Source organism: Streptomyces sp. NPDC002467 (assembly GCF_042889825.1).
GTDB lineage: Bacteria > Actinomycetota > Actinomycetes > Streptomycetales > Streptomycetaceae > Streptomyces.
This window is the reverse complement of sequence record NZ_JBIARJ010000011.1, coordinates 171,676-185,230: the sequence shown is the minus strand read 5'-3', so window position 1 is coordinate 185,230 and position 13,555 is coordinate 171,676. Positions and strand designations below refer to the sequence as shown.

At 65.8% G+C, this 13,555-nt stretch carries 24 protein-coding genes; all 24 read left to right on the top strand.

All coding sequences use genetic code 11. The features are described 5' to 3' along the window. The first annotated feature begins 60 nt into the window (after positions 1-60). The 24 genes from ACFYYJ_RS23455 to ACFYYJ_RS23340 all read left to right on the top strand — a co-directional run bounded on the left by ACFYYJ_RS23455 (position 61) and on the right by ACFYYJ_RS23340 (position 13,463). The gene (locus ACFYYJ_RS23455) at positions 61-1,200 is read left to right on the top strand and encodes a hypothetical protein (RefSeq protein WP_389135050.1); all 1,140 of its coding nucleotides are present in this window, start codon (positions 61-63) and stop codon (positions 1,198-1,200) included. Positions 1,201-1,656: 456 nt separating this feature from the next. Then, complete coding sequence (rpsJ, locus tag ACFYYJ_RS23450; protein WP_003948644.1) at positions 1,657-1,965, top strand: 30S ribosomal protein S10; 309 nt, start codon at positions 1,657-1,659, stop codon at positions 1,963-1,965. A 14-nt stretch (positions 1,966-1,979) separates the two neighbouring features. After that, positions 1,980-2,624, top strand: a complete 645-nt coding sequence (gene rplC, locus ACFYYJ_RS23445) for a 50S ribosomal protein L3 (RefSeq protein ID WP_007265899.1) — start codon at positions 1,980-1,982, stop codon at positions 2,622-2,624. A gap of 4 nt (positions 2,625-2,628) precedes the next feature. Beyond that, positions 2,629-3,279 carry a 50S ribosomal protein L4 gene (rplD, locus tag ACFYYJ_RS23440; protein ID WP_376660051.1) on the top strand — a complete coding sequence of 217 codons (651 nt, stop codon included), beginning with the start codon at positions 2,629-2,631 and terminating at the stop codon, positions 3,277-3,279. Beyond that, positions 3,279-3,602: a 50S ribosomal protein L23 gene (gene rplW, locus ACFYYJ_RS23435; RefSeq protein ID WP_030154694.1), complete on the top strand. Its 324-nt coding sequence runs from the start codon at positions 3,279-3,281 to the stop codon at positions 3,600-3,602. Before rplD ends, rplW begins: the two co-directional genes overlap by 1 nt. Positions 3,603-3,641: 39 nt before the next feature. Beyond that, positions 3,642-4,478 (top strand): 50S ribosomal protein L2, encoded by an 837-nt coding sequence (rplB, locus tag ACFYYJ_RS23430; RefSeq protein ID WP_031146577.1) that lies wholly within the window; start codon positions 3,642-3,644, stop codon positions 4,476-4,478. Between the two features lie 12 nt (positions 4,479-4,490). Further along, positions 4,491-4,772, top strand: a complete 282-nt coding sequence (rpsS, locus tag ACFYYJ_RS23425; RefSeq protein ID WP_008739713.1) for a 30S ribosomal protein S19 — start codon at positions 4,491-4,493, stop codon at positions 4,770-4,772. Between the two features lie 43 nt (positions 4,773-4,815). Next, positions 4,816-5,163: a 50S ribosomal protein L22 gene (rplV, locus tag ACFYYJ_RS23420; protein ID WP_007265904.1), complete on the top strand. Its 348-nt coding sequence runs from the start codon at positions 4,816-4,818 to the stop codon at positions 5,161-5,163. Then, positions 5,163-6,002, top strand: coding sequence for a 30S ribosomal protein S3 (gene rpsC, locus ACFYYJ_RS23415; protein WP_385126265.1), 840 nt, complete (start codon positions 5,163-5,165; stop codon positions 6,000-6,002). Before rplV ends, rpsC begins: the two co-directional genes overlap by 1 nt. A 5-nt stretch (positions 6,003-6,007) precedes the next feature. Further along, a complete protein-coding gene (rplP, locus tag ACFYYJ_RS23410; RefSeq protein ID WP_150258780.1) occupies positions 6,008-6,427 on the top strand; it encodes a 50S ribosomal protein L16 in 420 nt (139 codons plus the stop codon). Next, entirely contained in the window at positions 6,427-6,651 is a 225-nt protein-coding gene (gene rpmC / locus ACFYYJ_RS23405) for a 50S ribosomal protein L29 (protein WP_079429299.1), read from the top strand. The genes rplP and rpmC overlap by 1 nt, the downstream gene beginning before the upstream one ends. Next, entirely contained in the window at positions 6,651-6,932 is a 282-nt protein-coding gene (gene rpsQ, locus ACFYYJ_RS23400) for a 30S ribosomal protein S17 (protein WP_030008467.1), read from the top strand. The genes rpmC and rpsQ overlap by 1 nt, the downstream gene beginning before the upstream one ends. 106 nt (positions 6,933-7,038) lie before the next feature. Continuing rightward, complete coding sequence (gene rplN, locus ACFYYJ_RS23395; RefSeq protein ID WP_008739701.1) at positions 7,039-7,407, top strand: 50S ribosomal protein L14; 369 nt, start codon at positions 7,039-7,041, stop codon at positions 7,405-7,407. A gap of 2 nt (positions 7,408-7,409) precedes the next feature. After that, positions 7,410-7,721, top strand: a complete 312-nt coding sequence (gene rplX, locus ACFYYJ_RS23390) for a 50S ribosomal protein L24 (protein WP_030008468.1) — start codon at positions 7,410-7,412, stop codon at positions 7,719-7,721. Then, positions 7,721-8,272, top strand: coding sequence for a 50S ribosomal protein L5 (rplE, locus tag ACFYYJ_RS23385; protein ID WP_030154702.1), 552 nt, complete (start codon positions 7,721-7,723; stop codon positions 8,270-8,272). Before rplX ends, rplE begins: the two co-directional genes overlap by 1 nt. A gap of 5 nt (positions 8,273-8,277) precedes the next feature. After that, entirely contained in the window at positions 8,278-8,463 is a 186-nt protein-coding gene (locus ACFYYJ_RS23380) for a type Z 30S ribosomal protein S14 (RefSeq protein ID WP_003956452.1), read from the top strand. A gap of 220 nt (positions 8,464-8,683) precedes the next feature. Then, complete coding sequence (rpsH, locus tag ACFYYJ_RS23375) at positions 8,684-9,082, top strand: 30S ribosomal protein S8 (protein ID WP_008739698.1); 399 nt, start codon at positions 8,684-8,686, stop codon at positions 9,080-9,082. Positions 9,083-9,102: 20 nt separating this feature from the next. After that, a complete protein-coding gene (rplF, locus tag ACFYYJ_RS23370) occupies positions 9,103-9,642 on the top strand; it encodes a 50S ribosomal protein L6 (RefSeq protein ID WP_385126264.1) in 540 nt (179 codons plus the stop codon). Between the two features lie 2 nt (positions 9,643-9,644). Beyond that, positions 9,645-10,028: a 50S ribosomal protein L18 gene (gene rplR / locus ACFYYJ_RS23365; RefSeq protein WP_030008471.1), complete on the top strand. Its 384-nt coding sequence runs from the start codon at positions 9,645-9,647 to the stop codon at positions 10,026-10,028. 45 nt (positions 10,029-10,073) lie between these two features. Further along, positions 10,074-10,676 (top strand): 30S ribosomal protein S5, encoded by a 603-nt coding sequence (gene rpsE / locus ACFYYJ_RS23360; RefSeq protein ID WP_030388857.1) that lies wholly within the window; start codon positions 10,074-10,076, stop codon positions 10,674-10,676. After that, positions 10,676-10,858, top strand: coding sequence for a 50S ribosomal protein L30 (gene rpmD / locus ACFYYJ_RS23355; protein WP_005313525.1), 183 nt, complete (start codon positions 10,676-10,678; stop codon positions 10,856-10,858). Before rpsE ends, rpmD begins: the two co-directional genes overlap by 1 nt. Before the next feature lie 2 nt (positions 10,859-10,860). Beyond that, a complete protein-coding gene (rplO, locus tag ACFYYJ_RS23350) occupies positions 10,861-11,316 on the top strand; it encodes a 50S ribosomal protein L15 (protein WP_190183001.1) in 456 nt (151 codons plus the stop codon). Positions 11,317-11,502: 186 nt separating this feature from the next. Continuing rightward, positions 11,503-12,816, top strand: coding sequence for a preprotein translocase subunit SecY (gene secY / locus ACFYYJ_RS23345; RefSeq protein ID WP_384745033.1), 1,314 nt, complete (start codon positions 11,503-11,505; stop codon positions 12,814-12,816). Next, a complete protein-coding gene (locus tag ACFYYJ_RS23340; RefSeq protein WP_385126263.1) occupies positions 12,816-13,463 on the top strand; it encodes an adenylate kinase in 648 nt (215 codons plus the stop codon). The genes secY and ACFYYJ_RS23340 overlap by 1 nt, the downstream gene beginning before the upstream one ends. Positions 13,464-13,555 lie beyond the last annotated feature (92 nt).

The following is a 13,555-nucleotide window of genomic DNA, read 5'->3' as shown; positions in this document are numbered from 1 at the left end:
GTGAGAGGCTCCGCACCGCAAGGTGTGGAGCCTCTCGCACGCTCACGGACAGGGTGGGGAATGAGCAGGAACGACGATGAAGGGCGAGCCGGGAGGAGCCCCTCCGACGAGGAGTGGGCCCGGTTCGTGGAGCAGGCCGCGGCGGGGGAGGGCAACGCGCCGCAGGAGCCGTCCGCGCGGGCTCGGATGGTGACCGAGCGGCTGCGGAACCAGCAGGACCCGCCGGGCTGGCGCACCGGCCCGGCGTGGCAGGAGATGCGGGGGCGCGGCAGGCGCGGGCGGCGGCTGAAGGCCGTACTGGCCGTCGCCGTCATCGCGGGGGTCGCGCTGATCGTCGTACGGCCGGAGTTGGTGATCGACCGGATCACGGGCAAGTCGCAGGCCCGGGAGGAGGCCGGGAAAGCCGGCCCGCTCGCCGCGGAGACCGGCCGCCCGACCGCCCCGCCGGCCTCGGCGGACCCCGACCGCCCGACCCTGAAGGAACCTTTCCGCGGCTCCCCGGCGCTCCAGTGGGCCGACGGCGCCGCCGGGATCGAGGTGCCGGAGGCCACGGCCGTCGGAGGGTTCACCAAGGAGCAGGTCGCGGACGCGCTGGCGAAGGCGAAGCAGTTCCTGACCGCGGCCAACCTGGATCCCGCGACCCTGCGTGGCGAACGTCCGGAGGCGGCGCTGAAGCTGCTGGACCCCCAGCAGGAGGACCTGATGAAGCAGCTGGACGACTCCTACGCCCAGCCGTCGCGGGAGCGGGACCCGCTGGACCTCTTCACCCGGTACGACCCGGCTGAGCTGAAGCCCGTGGGTGACGTGGTCAAGGTGCGGGGCCGGATGTGGGTGGAGGAGGGGCAGAAGCCCGGGATGGCCGACATCAAGGTGGACTACTCGTTCGTCCACCCCTTCGTGAGGACCAAGGGGGACCCGGAGGAGGTCGCGCGGACCATCGTGCGGCGCGAAGCCACCTTCTCCATCGCCGACCTGAGCAAATGGAAGGGGACTCCCGGCCGGCTGATGCTCACGCACTACCAGCGCGACATCGGCAACAGCGCCTGTGACCGGTACGACGGCCACGTGCACCCGTCGTTCCCCTTGGACCCGCCCGGCAGCGGACCGGCGCCTTCCGGGACGCCCGTGGACCCGTACGACAGGAGCAAGGCCATCGGCGCCGACAGCCAGGAGGGCTGCGGGACGCTGTCCCGGTCCTGACCAGGTGCCCCGTCGCGCGGCGTAGTTTGACGCGTACGCGTGGCGGGGTATTCTCTTCGGCCCGATTGGCCAGGTACGTGCCTCGTATGGCAGACTACTCAAGTTGCTCGGCTGAGTGCCGATGCTGCGCGCCTCCCGCCGGGAGGACCGGAAGCGAGTCCCACAGTACTCGTCGTCCTTAATCTGCCTCTCGGGGCAGCAATGAGGGCGGACGTACGGGAATCTTCTGGGAAGTGTCAGCACGGTGCACACCAGGCGCTCGGTGGGTGTTTCTCCCCCGAAACGCGGTCACAGGGACCGCACCCCCTTGGACGAGGGAATTTCCGTATGGGAATTTTCTGTAGAGGGTGTGCGACACGCCCGACCGCGTGGGTCGGAGAGAAGCCGCGGGAATCAAGTCCCGCAGCCGATCGAGGGCCAGAGCGTTCCACATAGAGACAGGACTACGGAGTAGCCATGGCGGGACAGAAGATCCGCATCCGGCTCAAGGCCTACGACCACGAGGTCATCGACTCCTCGGCGAAGAAGATCGTCGAGACGGTGACCCGCACTGGTGCGTCGGTCGCGGGCCCGGTGCCGCTGCCCACTGAGAAGAACGTGTACTGCGTCATCAAGTCGCCGCACAAGTACAAGGACTCGCGCGAGCACTTCGAGATGCGCACGCACAAGCGCCTGATCGACATCCTCGACCCGACGCCCAAGACCGTTGACTCGCTGATGCGCCTGGACCTTCCGGCCGGCGTCGACATCGAGATCAAGCTCTGAGAGGCGTCGAGAAGATGGCAAAGCAGATCAAGGGCGTCCTGGGCGAGAAGCTCGGCATGACCCAGGTCTGGGACGAGAACAACCGTGTCGTCCCGGTCACCGTGGTCAAGGCCGGACCTTGCGTCGTTACCCAGGTCCGTACGAACGACATCGACGGCTACGAGTCGGTCCAGATCGCCTTCGGCGAGATCGACCCGCGCAAGGTGAACAAGCCCCTCAAGGGCCACTTCGCCAAGGCCGACGTCACCCCGCGCCGCCACCTGGTGGAGCTCCGCACCTCCGACGCCAGCGAGTACACGCTCGGCCAGGAGATCACTGCCGAGGTGTTCGAGTCCGGCGTCAAGGTTGACGTCACGGGCAACAGCAAGGGCAAGGGCTTCGCCGGTGTCATGAAGCGGCACAACTTCCGGGGCCTCGGCGCCGGTCACGGTGTGCAGCGCAAGCACCGCTCCCCCGGTTCGATCGGTGGCTGCGCCACCCCTGGGCGTGTCTTCAAGGGCATGCGCATGGCCGGTCGCATGGGTAACGAGCGCGTCACCACCCAGAACCTGACCATCCACGCGGTTGACGCGGAGAAGGGTCTGCTCCTCATCAAGGGTGCGGTCCCCGGTCCGAACGGCGGCCTCGTCCTGGTCCGTACCGCGGCCAAGGGGGCTTGAGGTAATGAGCACCATTGACATCCTTTCGCCGGCAGGCGACAAGGCCGGTACCGTCGAGCTCCCCGCGGAGATCTTCGACGCGAAGACCAGCGTTCCGCTGATCCACCAGGTCGTCGTCGCTCAGCTGGCTGCTGCCCGTCAGGGCACGCACAAGACCAAGACCCGTGGCGAAGTCCGTGGTGGTGGCCGCAAGCCGTACCGCCAGAAGGGCACCGGCCGCGCCCGTCAGGGTTCGACCCGCGCTCCGCAGTTCGCCGGCGGTGGCGTCGTCCACGGCCCGCAGCCGCGTGACTACTCGCAGCGGACCCCGAAGAAGATGAAGGCCGCCGCCCTCCGCGGTGCCCTCTCGGACCGTGCGCGTCACTCCCGCATCCACGTCGTCACCGGCGTGGTCGAGGGTGCCGCCTCCACCAAGGCCGCCAAGACGCTGTTCGGCAAGATCTCGGAGCGCAAGAACCTGCTCCTGGTCGTCGACCGCAGCGAAGAGGCCTCGTGGCTGTCCGCCCGCAACCTGCCCCAGGTTCACATCCTGGAGCCGGGCCAGCTGAACACGTACGACGTGATCGTCTCTGACGACGTGGTCTTCACTCAGGCCGCTTTCGAGTCCTTCGTGTCTGGCCCCAAGGCCGATGAGACCGAAGGGAGCGACGCCTGATGTCTGAGGCGACCGTTACCAGCAAGACCTTCACTGACCCGCGCGACCTGCTGATCAAGCCGGTCGTCTCGGAGAAGAGCTACGCGCTGCTGGACGAGAACAAGTACACGTTCATCGTCGCGCCCGGCTCCAACAAGACCCAGATCAAGCAGGCCGTGGAAGCGGTCTTCGGGGTCAAGGTCACCGGGGTCAACACGATCAACCGTCAGGGTAAGCGCAAGCGCACCAAGACCGGTTTCGGCAAGCGCGCTGACACCAAGCGCGCCATCGTGACCCTCGCTGAGGGCGACCGTATCGACATCTTCGGCGGCCAGGCCTCCTAACGGAGGTCTAGTCGTCCGGAATCGGACGAGGACTGAGAAATGGGTATCCGCAAGTACAAGCCGACGACCCCGGGCCGTCGTGGCTCCAGCGTCGCCGACTTTGTCGAGATCACGCGGTCCACGCCGGAGAAGTCGCTGGTTCGCCCTCTGCACAGCAAGGGCGGCCGTAACAACACCGGCCGGATCACCGTTCGCCACCAGGGTGGCGGACACAAGCGCGCCTACCGCGTGATCGACTTCCGTCGTCACGACAAGGACGGCGTGCCGGCCAAGGTCGCGCACATCGAGTACGACCCCAACCGCACCGCGCGCATCGCGCTCCTGCACTACGCCGACGGCGAGAAGCGCTACATCATCGCGCCGAAGAGCCTGAAGCAGGGTGACCGGATTGAGAACGGCCCCACGGCCGACATCAAGCCCGGTAACAACCTCGCGCTCCGCAACATCCCGGTCGGTACCACGATCCACGCGATCGAGCTCCGTCCCGGTGGCGGCGCCAAGTTCGCGCGTTCGGCCGGTGCCTCCGTGCAGCTGCTGGCGAAGGAGGGCGTCATGGCCCACCTCCGCATGCCGTCCGGTGAGATCCGTCTCGTCGACGCGCGCTGCCGCGCCACGGTCGGCGAGGTCGGCAACGCCGAGCAGTCGAACATCAACTGGGGCAAGGCCGGCCGCATGCGCTGGAAGGGCGTTCGCCCGTCCGTCCGCGGTGTCGCGATGAACCCGGTTGACCACCCGCACGGTGGTGGTGAGGGCAAGACCAGTGGTGGTCGCCACCCGGTCTCCCCGTGGGGTCAGAAGGAGGGTCGTACTCGCTCGCCGAAGAAGGCTTCGAGCAAGTACATCGTCCGCCGCCGCAAGACGAACAAGAAGCGCTAGGAGCGGGTTTAGATGCCGCGCAGTCTCAAGAAGGGGCCCTTCGTCGACGACCACCTCGTAAAGAAGGTGGACGTCCAGAACGAAGCCGGCACCAAGAACGTCATCAAGACCTGGTCCCGTCGCTCGATGATCATCCCCAGCATGCTGGGTCACACCATCGCGGTGCACAACGGCAAGACCCACGTCCCGGTGTTCGTCACCGAGTCGATGGTCGGCCACAAGCTCGGCGAGTTCTCGCCGACTCGCACCTTCCGCGGCCACGTCAAGGACGACCGGAAGTCGAAGCGCCGCTAAAGGCGGGGTGGTTACGACTATGACTTACACCGAAGGGACAACCATGGAAGCCAGGGCCCAGGCGCGGTACATCCGCGTCACGCCCATGAAGGCCCGCCGCGTGGTGGACCTTATCCGTGGCATGGATGCCACGGAGGCTCAGGCGGTCCTGCGTTTCGCCCCGCAGGCCGCGAGCGTGCCGGTCGGCAAGGTGCTGGACAGCGCCATTGCCAACGCCGCACACAACTACAACCACCCGGACGCCTCCACGCTGGTCATCAGCGAGGCGTACGTGGACGAGGGCCCGACCCTGAAGCGGTTCCGTCCGCGTGCCCAGGGCCGTGCCTACCGGATCCGCAAGCGGACCAGCCACATCACCGTGGTCGTCAGCAGCAAGGAAGGTTCCCGGTAATGGGCCAGAAGGTAAACCCGCACGGGTTCCGACTCGGCATCACCACCGACTTCAAGTCGCGTTGGTACGCCGACAAGCTGTACAAGGACTACGTCAAGGAAGACGTCGCCATCCGTCGGATGATGACGTCCGGCATGGAGCGCGCCGGCATCTCGAAGGTTGAGATCGAGCGCACCCGTGACCGCGTGCGTGTGGACATCCACACCGCTCGTCCGGGCATCGTCATCGGCCGCCGTGGCGCCGAGGCCGACCGCATCCGCGGTGACCTCGAGAAGCTCACGGGCAAGCAGGTCCAGCTGAACATCCTCGAGGTCAAGAACCCCGAGCTCGACGCTCAGCTGGTTGCCCAGGCCGTTGCCGAGCAGCTCTCCTCCCGCGTCTCCTTCCGTCGTGCCATGCGCAAGAGCATGCAGGGCACCATGAAGGCCGGCGCCAAGGGCATCAAGATCCAGTGCGGCGGTCGCCTCGGCGGCGCCGAGATGTCCCGCTCCGAGTTCTACCGCGAGGGTCGTGTGCCGCTGCACACGCTGCGCGCGAACGTGGACTACGGCTTCTTCGAGGCCAAGACCACCTTCGGCCGTATCGGTGTGAAGGTCTGGATCTACAAGGGCGACGTCAAGAACATCGCCGAGGTTCGCGCCGAGAACGCTGCGGCCCGTGCGGGTAACCGCCCGGCCCGTGGCGCCGGCGCTGGCGACCGTCCCGCCGGCCGTGGTGGCCGTGGTGGCGAGCGCGGCGGCCGTGGTGGCCGCAAGCCGCAGCAGGCTGCTGGTGCCGAGGCCCCCAAGGCCGAGGCTCCCGCCGCCGCTCCGGCCGAGAGCACCGGAACGGAGGCCTGACCGTCATGCTGATCCCTCGTAGGGTCAAGCACCGCAAGCAGCACCACCCGAAGCGCAGCGGTATGGCCAAGGGCGGTACTGAGGTCTCGTTCGGCGAGTACGGCATCCAGGCGCTTACCCCCGCCTACGTGACGAACCGTCAGATCGAGTCCGCTCGTATCGCGATGACCCGTCACATCAAGCGTGGCGGCAAGGTCTGGATCAACATCTACCCGGACCGTCCGCTCACGAAGAAGCCCGCCGAGACCCGCATGGGTTCCGGTAAGGGTTCCCCGGAGTGGTGGATCGCGAACGTGCACCCGGGTCGGGTCATGTTCGAGCTGTCCTACCCGAACGAGAAGATTGCGCGTGAGGCTCTCACTCGTGCGGCCCACAAGCTGCCGATGAAGTGCCGCATCGTCAAGCGCGAGGCAGGTGAGTCGTGATGGCGACGGGAACCAAGGCGTCCGAGCTCCGCGAGCTCGGCAACGAGGAGCTCGTTGCCAAGCTGCGCGAGGCCAAGGAGGAGCTGTTCAAGCTCCGTTTCCAGGCGGCCACCGGTCAGCTGGAGAACAACGGCCGGCTCAAGTCCGTCCGTAAGGACATCGCTCGCATCTACACCCTGATGCACGAGCGTGAGCTCGGTATCGAGACGGTGGAGAGCGCCTGATGAGCGAGAACAACGTGACTGAGAAGACCGAGCGCGGTTTCCGCAAGACCCGTGAGGGTCTGGTCGTCAGCGACAAGATGGACAAGACCGTCGTCGTCGCCGTCGAGGACCGCGTGAAGCACGCGCTGTACGGCAAGGTCATCCGCCGTACGAACAAGCTCAAGGCGCACGACGAGCAGAACGCTGCCGGCGTCGGCGACCGCGTCCTCATCATGGAGACGCGTCCGCTGTCGGCGAGCAAGCGCTGGCGCATCGTCGAGATCCTCGAGAAGGCCAAGTAATTATCTGAGGGGTTTCCCTCAGGTTCGTTCCGCCAGGCTCGGTGGGGGCGGTAGCTCTTCGGAGTGAGGCCCCCGCCGGGAACCGGCAGACAAACAGGAGATACACGTGATCCAGCAGGAGTCGCGACTGCGTATCGCCGACAACACTGGTGCCAAGGAAATCCTTTGCATCCGTGTTCTCGGTGGTTCCGGTCGCCGCTACGCGGGCATCGGTGACGTCATCGTCGCCACCGTCAAGGACGCGATCCCCGGTGGCAACGTGAAGAAGGGTGACGTCGTCAAGGCGGTCATCGTTCGCACCGTCAAGGAGCGTCGCCGCCAGGACGGCTCGTACATCCGCTTTGACGAGAACGCCGCCGTCATTCTGAAGAACGACGGCGACCCTCGCGGCACCCGTATCTTCGGCCCGGTGGGCCGTGAGCTGCGCGAGAAGAAGTTCATGAAGATCATCTCGCTCGCGCCGGAGGTGCTGTAAGCATGAAGATCAAGAAGGGCGACCTGGTCCAGGTCATCACCGGTAAGGACAAGGGCAAGCAGGGCAAGGTCATCGTCGCCTTCCCCGCCGACAACCGTGTCCTCGTCGAGGGTGTCAACCGGGTCAAGAAGCACACCAAGGCCGCGCAGAACCAGGCCGGTGGCATCGTCATCACCGAGGCCCCGGTCCACGTGAGCAACGTGCAGCTGGTCGTGGAGAAGGACGGCAAGAAGGTCGTCACCCGCGTCGGTTACCGCTTCGACGACGAAGGCAACAAGATCCGCGTTGCCAAGCGCACGGGTGAGGACATCTGATGGCTACCACTCCGCGTCTGAAGACGAAGTACCGCGAGGACATCGCGGGCAAGCTGCGTGAGGAGTTCTCCTACGAGAACGTCATGCAGATCCCCGGCCTCGTCAAGATCGTCGTGAACATGGGTGTCGGCGACGCCGCCCGTGACTCGAAGCTGATCGACGGTGCCATCCGCGACCTGACGACGATCACCGGTCAGAAGCCGGCCGTCACGAAGGCCCGCAAGTCCATCGCGCAGTTCAAGCTGCGCGAGGGTCAGCCGATCGGCTGCCACGTCACCCTCCGCGGTGACCGCATGTGGGAGTTCCTGGACCGTACGCTGTCGCTCGCGCTGCCGCGTATCCGCGACTTCCGTGGTCTGTCGCCGAAGCAGTTCGACGGCCGTGGCAACTACACCTTCGGTCTCACGGAGCAGGTCATGTTCCACGAGATCGACCAGGACAAGATCGACCGTACCCGGGGTATGGACATCACCGTGGTCACCACGGCGACCAACGACGCTGAGGGCCGCGCGCTCCTCCGTCACCTCGGCTTCCCCTTCAAGGAGGCGTAAGCGAGATGGCGAAGAAGGCTCTCATCGCGAAGGCTGCCCGCAAGCCCAAGTTCGGTGTGCGTGCGTACACCCGCTGCCAGCGCTGCGGTCGTCCCCACTCCGTGTACCGCAAGTTCGGCCTGTGCCGCGTCTGCCTTCGTGAGATGGCTCACCGTGGCGAGCTGCCGGGCGTGACCAAGAGCTCCTGGTAGCCCCTTCACCCTTTGGGTGTTGAGGTTTTCCAGACGCTCTCGGTAAGCATCAGGTCGGCGGACCGCCCTGCCCGCATGCCGTAGGCTTGTGGGGTTGGGCGTCCGCCGCCCTATCGACTTACTACGCCGTAGGTCCCCGCACCGCACCCGTCCCGCCACTGAGTGGGGAGAGGGATGGCGCATACAGGAAACCCCGGCGAGAGAGGCCGAAGGCCACTTCATGACCATGACTGACCCGATCGCAGACATGCTCACGCGTCTGCGTAACGCTAACTCGGCGTACCACGACTCCGTCGTGATGCCGCACAGCAAGATCAAGTCGCACATCGCAGAGATCCTCAAGCAGGAGGGTTTCATCACCGGCTGGAAGGTCGAGGACGCCGAGGTCGGCAAGAACCTCGTCCTCGAGCTGAAGTTCGGGCCGAACCGTGAGCGCTCCATCGCGGGCATCAAGCGGATCTCGAAGCCCGGTCTGCGCGTGTACGCGAAGTCCACCAACCTGCCGAAGGTCCTCGGCGGCCTGGGCGTGGCGATCATCTCCACGTCCCACGGTCTCCTGACCGGTCAGCAGGCAGGCAAGAAGGGCGTGGGTGGGGAAGTCCTCGCCTACGTCTGGTAGTCGGGAACGGAGGAAAAGCTATGTCTCGTATCGGCAAGCTCCCCATCCCGGTTCCCGCCGGCGTGGACGTCACCATCGATGGCCGTACGGTCGCGGTGAAGGGCCCCAAGGGTTCCCTCTCGCACACCGTCGCTGCGCCCATCGCTGTCGCCAAGGGTGAGGACGGCGTTCTGAACGTCATCCGCCCGAACGACGAGCGTCAGAACAAGGCCCTGCACGGCCTGTCCCGCACGCTGGTGGCGAACATGATCACCGGTGTGACCACGGGATACGTCAAGGCTCTCGAGATCAGCGGTGTCGGTTACCGCGTCGCCGCGAAGGGCTCCGCTCTGGAGTTCCAGCTTGGTTACAGCCACCCGATCCTGATCGAGGCGCCCGAGGGCATCTCCTTCAAGGTCGAGTCGCCCACCAAGTTCTCGGTCGAGGGCATCGACAAGCAGAAGGTCGGCGAGGTCGCCGCCAACATCCGCAAGCTGCGGAAGCCCGACCCGTACAAGGCCAAGGGTGTCAAGTACGCCGGCGAGGTCATCCGCCGCAAGGTCGGAAAGGCTGGTAAGTAGCCATGGCATACGGTGTGAAGATCGCCAAGGGCGACGCGTACAAGCGCGCTGCCAAGGCTCGCCGCCACATCCGCATCCGCAAGAACGTCTCGGGTACGGCGGAGCGTCCGCGCCTCGTCGTGACGCGTTCGAACCGCAACATCGTTGCTCAGGTCATCGACGACCTCCAGGGCCACACCCTGGCGTCCGCGTCGACCCTGGACGCTTCGATCCGCGGTGGCGAAGGCGACAAGAGCTCGCAGGCCCAGGCTGTCGGCGCGCTCGTCGCCGAGCGTGCCAAGGCCGCGGGTGTCGAGACCGTCGTGTTCGACCGCGGTGGCAACCGATACGCCGGGCGCATTGCCGCTCTGGCTGACGCCGCCCGCGAAGCCGGGCTGAAGTTCTAAGCCCCGGTTCCGGGACTCACGGACGTAACAGAGAGAGGTAATCCAATGGCTGGACCCCAGCGCCGCGGAAGCGGTGCCGGTGGCGGCGAGCGGCGGGACCGGAAGGGTCGCGACGGTGGCCCTGCCGCCGAGAAGACCGCTTACGTTGAGCGCGTTGTCGCGATCAACCGTGTCGCCAAGGTTGTCAAGGGTGGTCGTCGCTTCAGCTTCACCGCGCTCGTCGTGGTGGGTGACGGTGACGGCACCGTAGGTGTCGGTTACGGCAAGGCCAAGGAAGTTCCCGCGGCCATCGCCAAGGGCGTCGAGGAAGCCAAGAAGAACTTCTTCAAGGTTCCCCGCATCCAGGGCACCATCCCGCACCCGATCCAGGGCGAGAAGGCGGCCGGCGTTGTCCTGCTGAAGCCTGCTTCCCCCGGTACCGGTGTTATCGCCGGTGGCCCGGTGCGCGCCGTTCTGGAGTGCGCCGGCGTTCACGACATCCTGTCGAAGTCGCTCGGCTCCGACAACGCGATCAACATCGTGCACGCGACCGTGGCGGCCCTCCAGGGCCTGCAGCGTCCCGAGGAGATCGCGGCTCGCCGTGGTCTGCCCCTCGAGGACGTCGCCCCCGCGGCTCTGCTTCGTGCGCGTGCCGGGGCGGGTGCGTAATGGCTCGCCTCAAGATCACGCAGACGAAGTCGTACATCGGCAGCAAGCAGAACCACCGCGACACGCTGCGTTCGCTCGGGCTCAAGCGCCTGAACGACGTCGTCGTCAAGGAGGACCGCCCCGAGTTCCGCGGAATGGTTCACACCGTCCGCCACCTCGTGACGGTTGAGGAGGTTGACTAATCATGGCTGAGAACAGCCCGCTGAAGGCCCACAACCTCCGTCCCGCCCCCGGCGCCAAGACCGCGAAGACCCGTGTCGGTCGTGGTGAGGCGTCGAAGGGTAAGACGGCCGGTCGTGGTACGAAGGGCCAGAAGGCCCGTTACCAGATCCCGCAGCGCTTCGAGGGTGGGCAGATGCCCCTCCACATGCGCCTGCCGAAGCTCAAGGGCTTCAAGAACCCGTTCCGCACCGAGTTCCAGGTTGTCAACCTGGACAAGCTCGGTGCCCTCTACCCCGAGGGTGGAGAGGTCACGGTGGCCGACCTGGTCGCCAAGGGCGCGGTTCGCAAGAACAGCCTCGTCAAGGTCCTGGGCCAGGGCGAGATCTCCGTGGCGCTGACGGTTTCGGTTGACGCCGTTTCCGCCTCCGCCAAGGAGAAGATTGCCGCTGCCGGCGGCTCTGTCACCGAGCTCGTCTAAGACGATCAAGTGACTAAATAGCTCGAAACCCGACCGGGGATGCCTCACATATGGGGCATCCCCGGTTGGTCGTTCCACGGGGGGCACACTCGCCGGTAAGGTGGCGTGCACCTTTGCTTTGTCGTATACGTCGATCCCTCAGACCGTCACCTCTGACGCAGTAGCGCGGGGGTCGCAGGAGGCACCGTGCTCACCGCGTTCGCCCGGGCGTTCAAGACGCCCGACCTGCGCAAGAAGCTGCTCTTCACGCTCGGCATCATCGTGCTGTTCCGGCTCGGGTCCCACATCCCGGTACCCGGCGTGAGCTACAAGAACGTACAGATCTGCGTTGAGCAGGCCGGCAGCAGCAATGGGCTGTTCGGTCTCGTCAACATGTTCAGCGGTGGCGCGCTGCTGCAGATCACGATCTTTGCGCTCGGCATCATGCCGTACATCACGGCGAGCATCATCCTGCAGCTGCTGACCGTGGTCATCCCGAAGCTGGAGAACCTCAAGAAAGAGGGACAGTCCGGCACCGCGAAGATCACCCAGTACACGCGCTATCTGACGGTCGCACTCGCGATCCTGCAGGGCACCGGCCTCGTCGCCACCGCCCGCACCGGCGCCCTGTTCCAGGGTTGCCAGGTCGCCAGCCAGATCGTCCCGGACCGGTCCATCTTCACCACGATCGTCATGGTCATCACGATGACCGCCGGCACCTGTGTCGTCATGTGGCTCGGTGAGCTCGTCACCGACCGCGGCATCGGCAACGGCATGTCGATCCTCATGTTCATCTCGATCGCCGCCGGCTTCATCGGCGCCCTCTGGCAGATCAAGCTCCAGGGCAAGATCGCCGACGGCTGGGTCGAGTTCGGTGTCGTGATCCTCGTCGGCCTCGCGATGGTGGCCCTGGTGGTCTTCGTCGAGCAGGCCCAGCGCCGGATCCCGGTCCAGTACGCGAAGCGCATGATCGGTCGCCGCGCGTACGGCGGTACCTCGACCTACATCCCGCTCAAGGTGAACCAGGCGGGTGTGATTCCCGTCATCTTCGCCTCGTCGCTGCTCTACATCCCCGCGCTGATCGTTCAGTTCAGCGGATCCCAGGCGGGCTGGGCCACCTGGATCCAGAAGCACTTCGTCAAGGGCGACCACCCGTACTACATCGCGGCGTACTTCCTCCTGATTGTCTTCTTCGCGTTCTTCTACGTGGCGATTTCCTTCAACCCCGAGGAAGTTGCAGACAACATGAAGAAGTATGGTGGGTTCATCCCGGGTATCCGTGCGGGTCGACCCACTGCCGAGTACCTGAGCTACGTGCTCAACCGGATCACCTGGCCGGGGTCGCTGTACCTGGGTCTCATCGCTCTTGTGCCGACGATGGCGTTGGCCGGCTTCGGAGCGAACCAGAACTTCCCCTTCGGGGGAACGAGCATCCTGATCATCGTGGGTGTGGGTCTGGAAACCGTGAAGCAGATCGAGAGCCAGCTCCAGCAGCGTAATTACGAAGGGTTCCTCCGCTGATGCGAATCGTCCTCGTCGGACCGCCCGGTGCCGGCAAGGGAACGCAGGCCGCGTTCCTTGCCAAGAACCTGTCCATCCCGCACATCTCCACGGGCGACCTGTTCCGGGCCAACATCAGCCAGGGCACCGAGCTCGGCAAGAGCGCCAAGTCGTACATGGACGCAGGCCAGCTCGTCCCGGACTCCGTCACCATCGGCATGGCCAAGGACCGGATGGAGCAGCCGGACGCCGTGAACGGCTTCCTGCTCGACGGGTTCCCGCGCAACGTCTCGCAGGCCGAGGCGCTCGACGTCATGCTGCAGGCCGAGGGCATGAAGCTGGACGCCGTCCTCGACCTGGAGGTCGAGGAGGACGAGGTCGTCAAGCGCATCGCCGGTCGCCGGATCTGCCGCAACGACTCCGCGCACGTCTTCCACGTCACGTACGCGGCGCCGAAGACCGAGGGCGTCTGCGACACCTGCGGCGGCGAGCTGTACCAGCGCGACGACGACTCCGAGTCGACGGTCCGCAACCGGCTTGAGGTCTACCACACGCAGACCGAGCCGATCATCGACTACTACAAGGAGCAGGGCCTGCTGGTCACCATCTCCGCCCTCGGCGAGGTGCAGGAGATCACCCAGCGCGCCATGGACGCCCTGAAGAAGTAGTTCCCTTGCAGTGCAGGTACGGCCGCGATGTCCCCAGGGCATCGCGGCCGTACTGTTGAGAAGTCCAGGTTCCGAAGGTGGAAGGTCCGTTT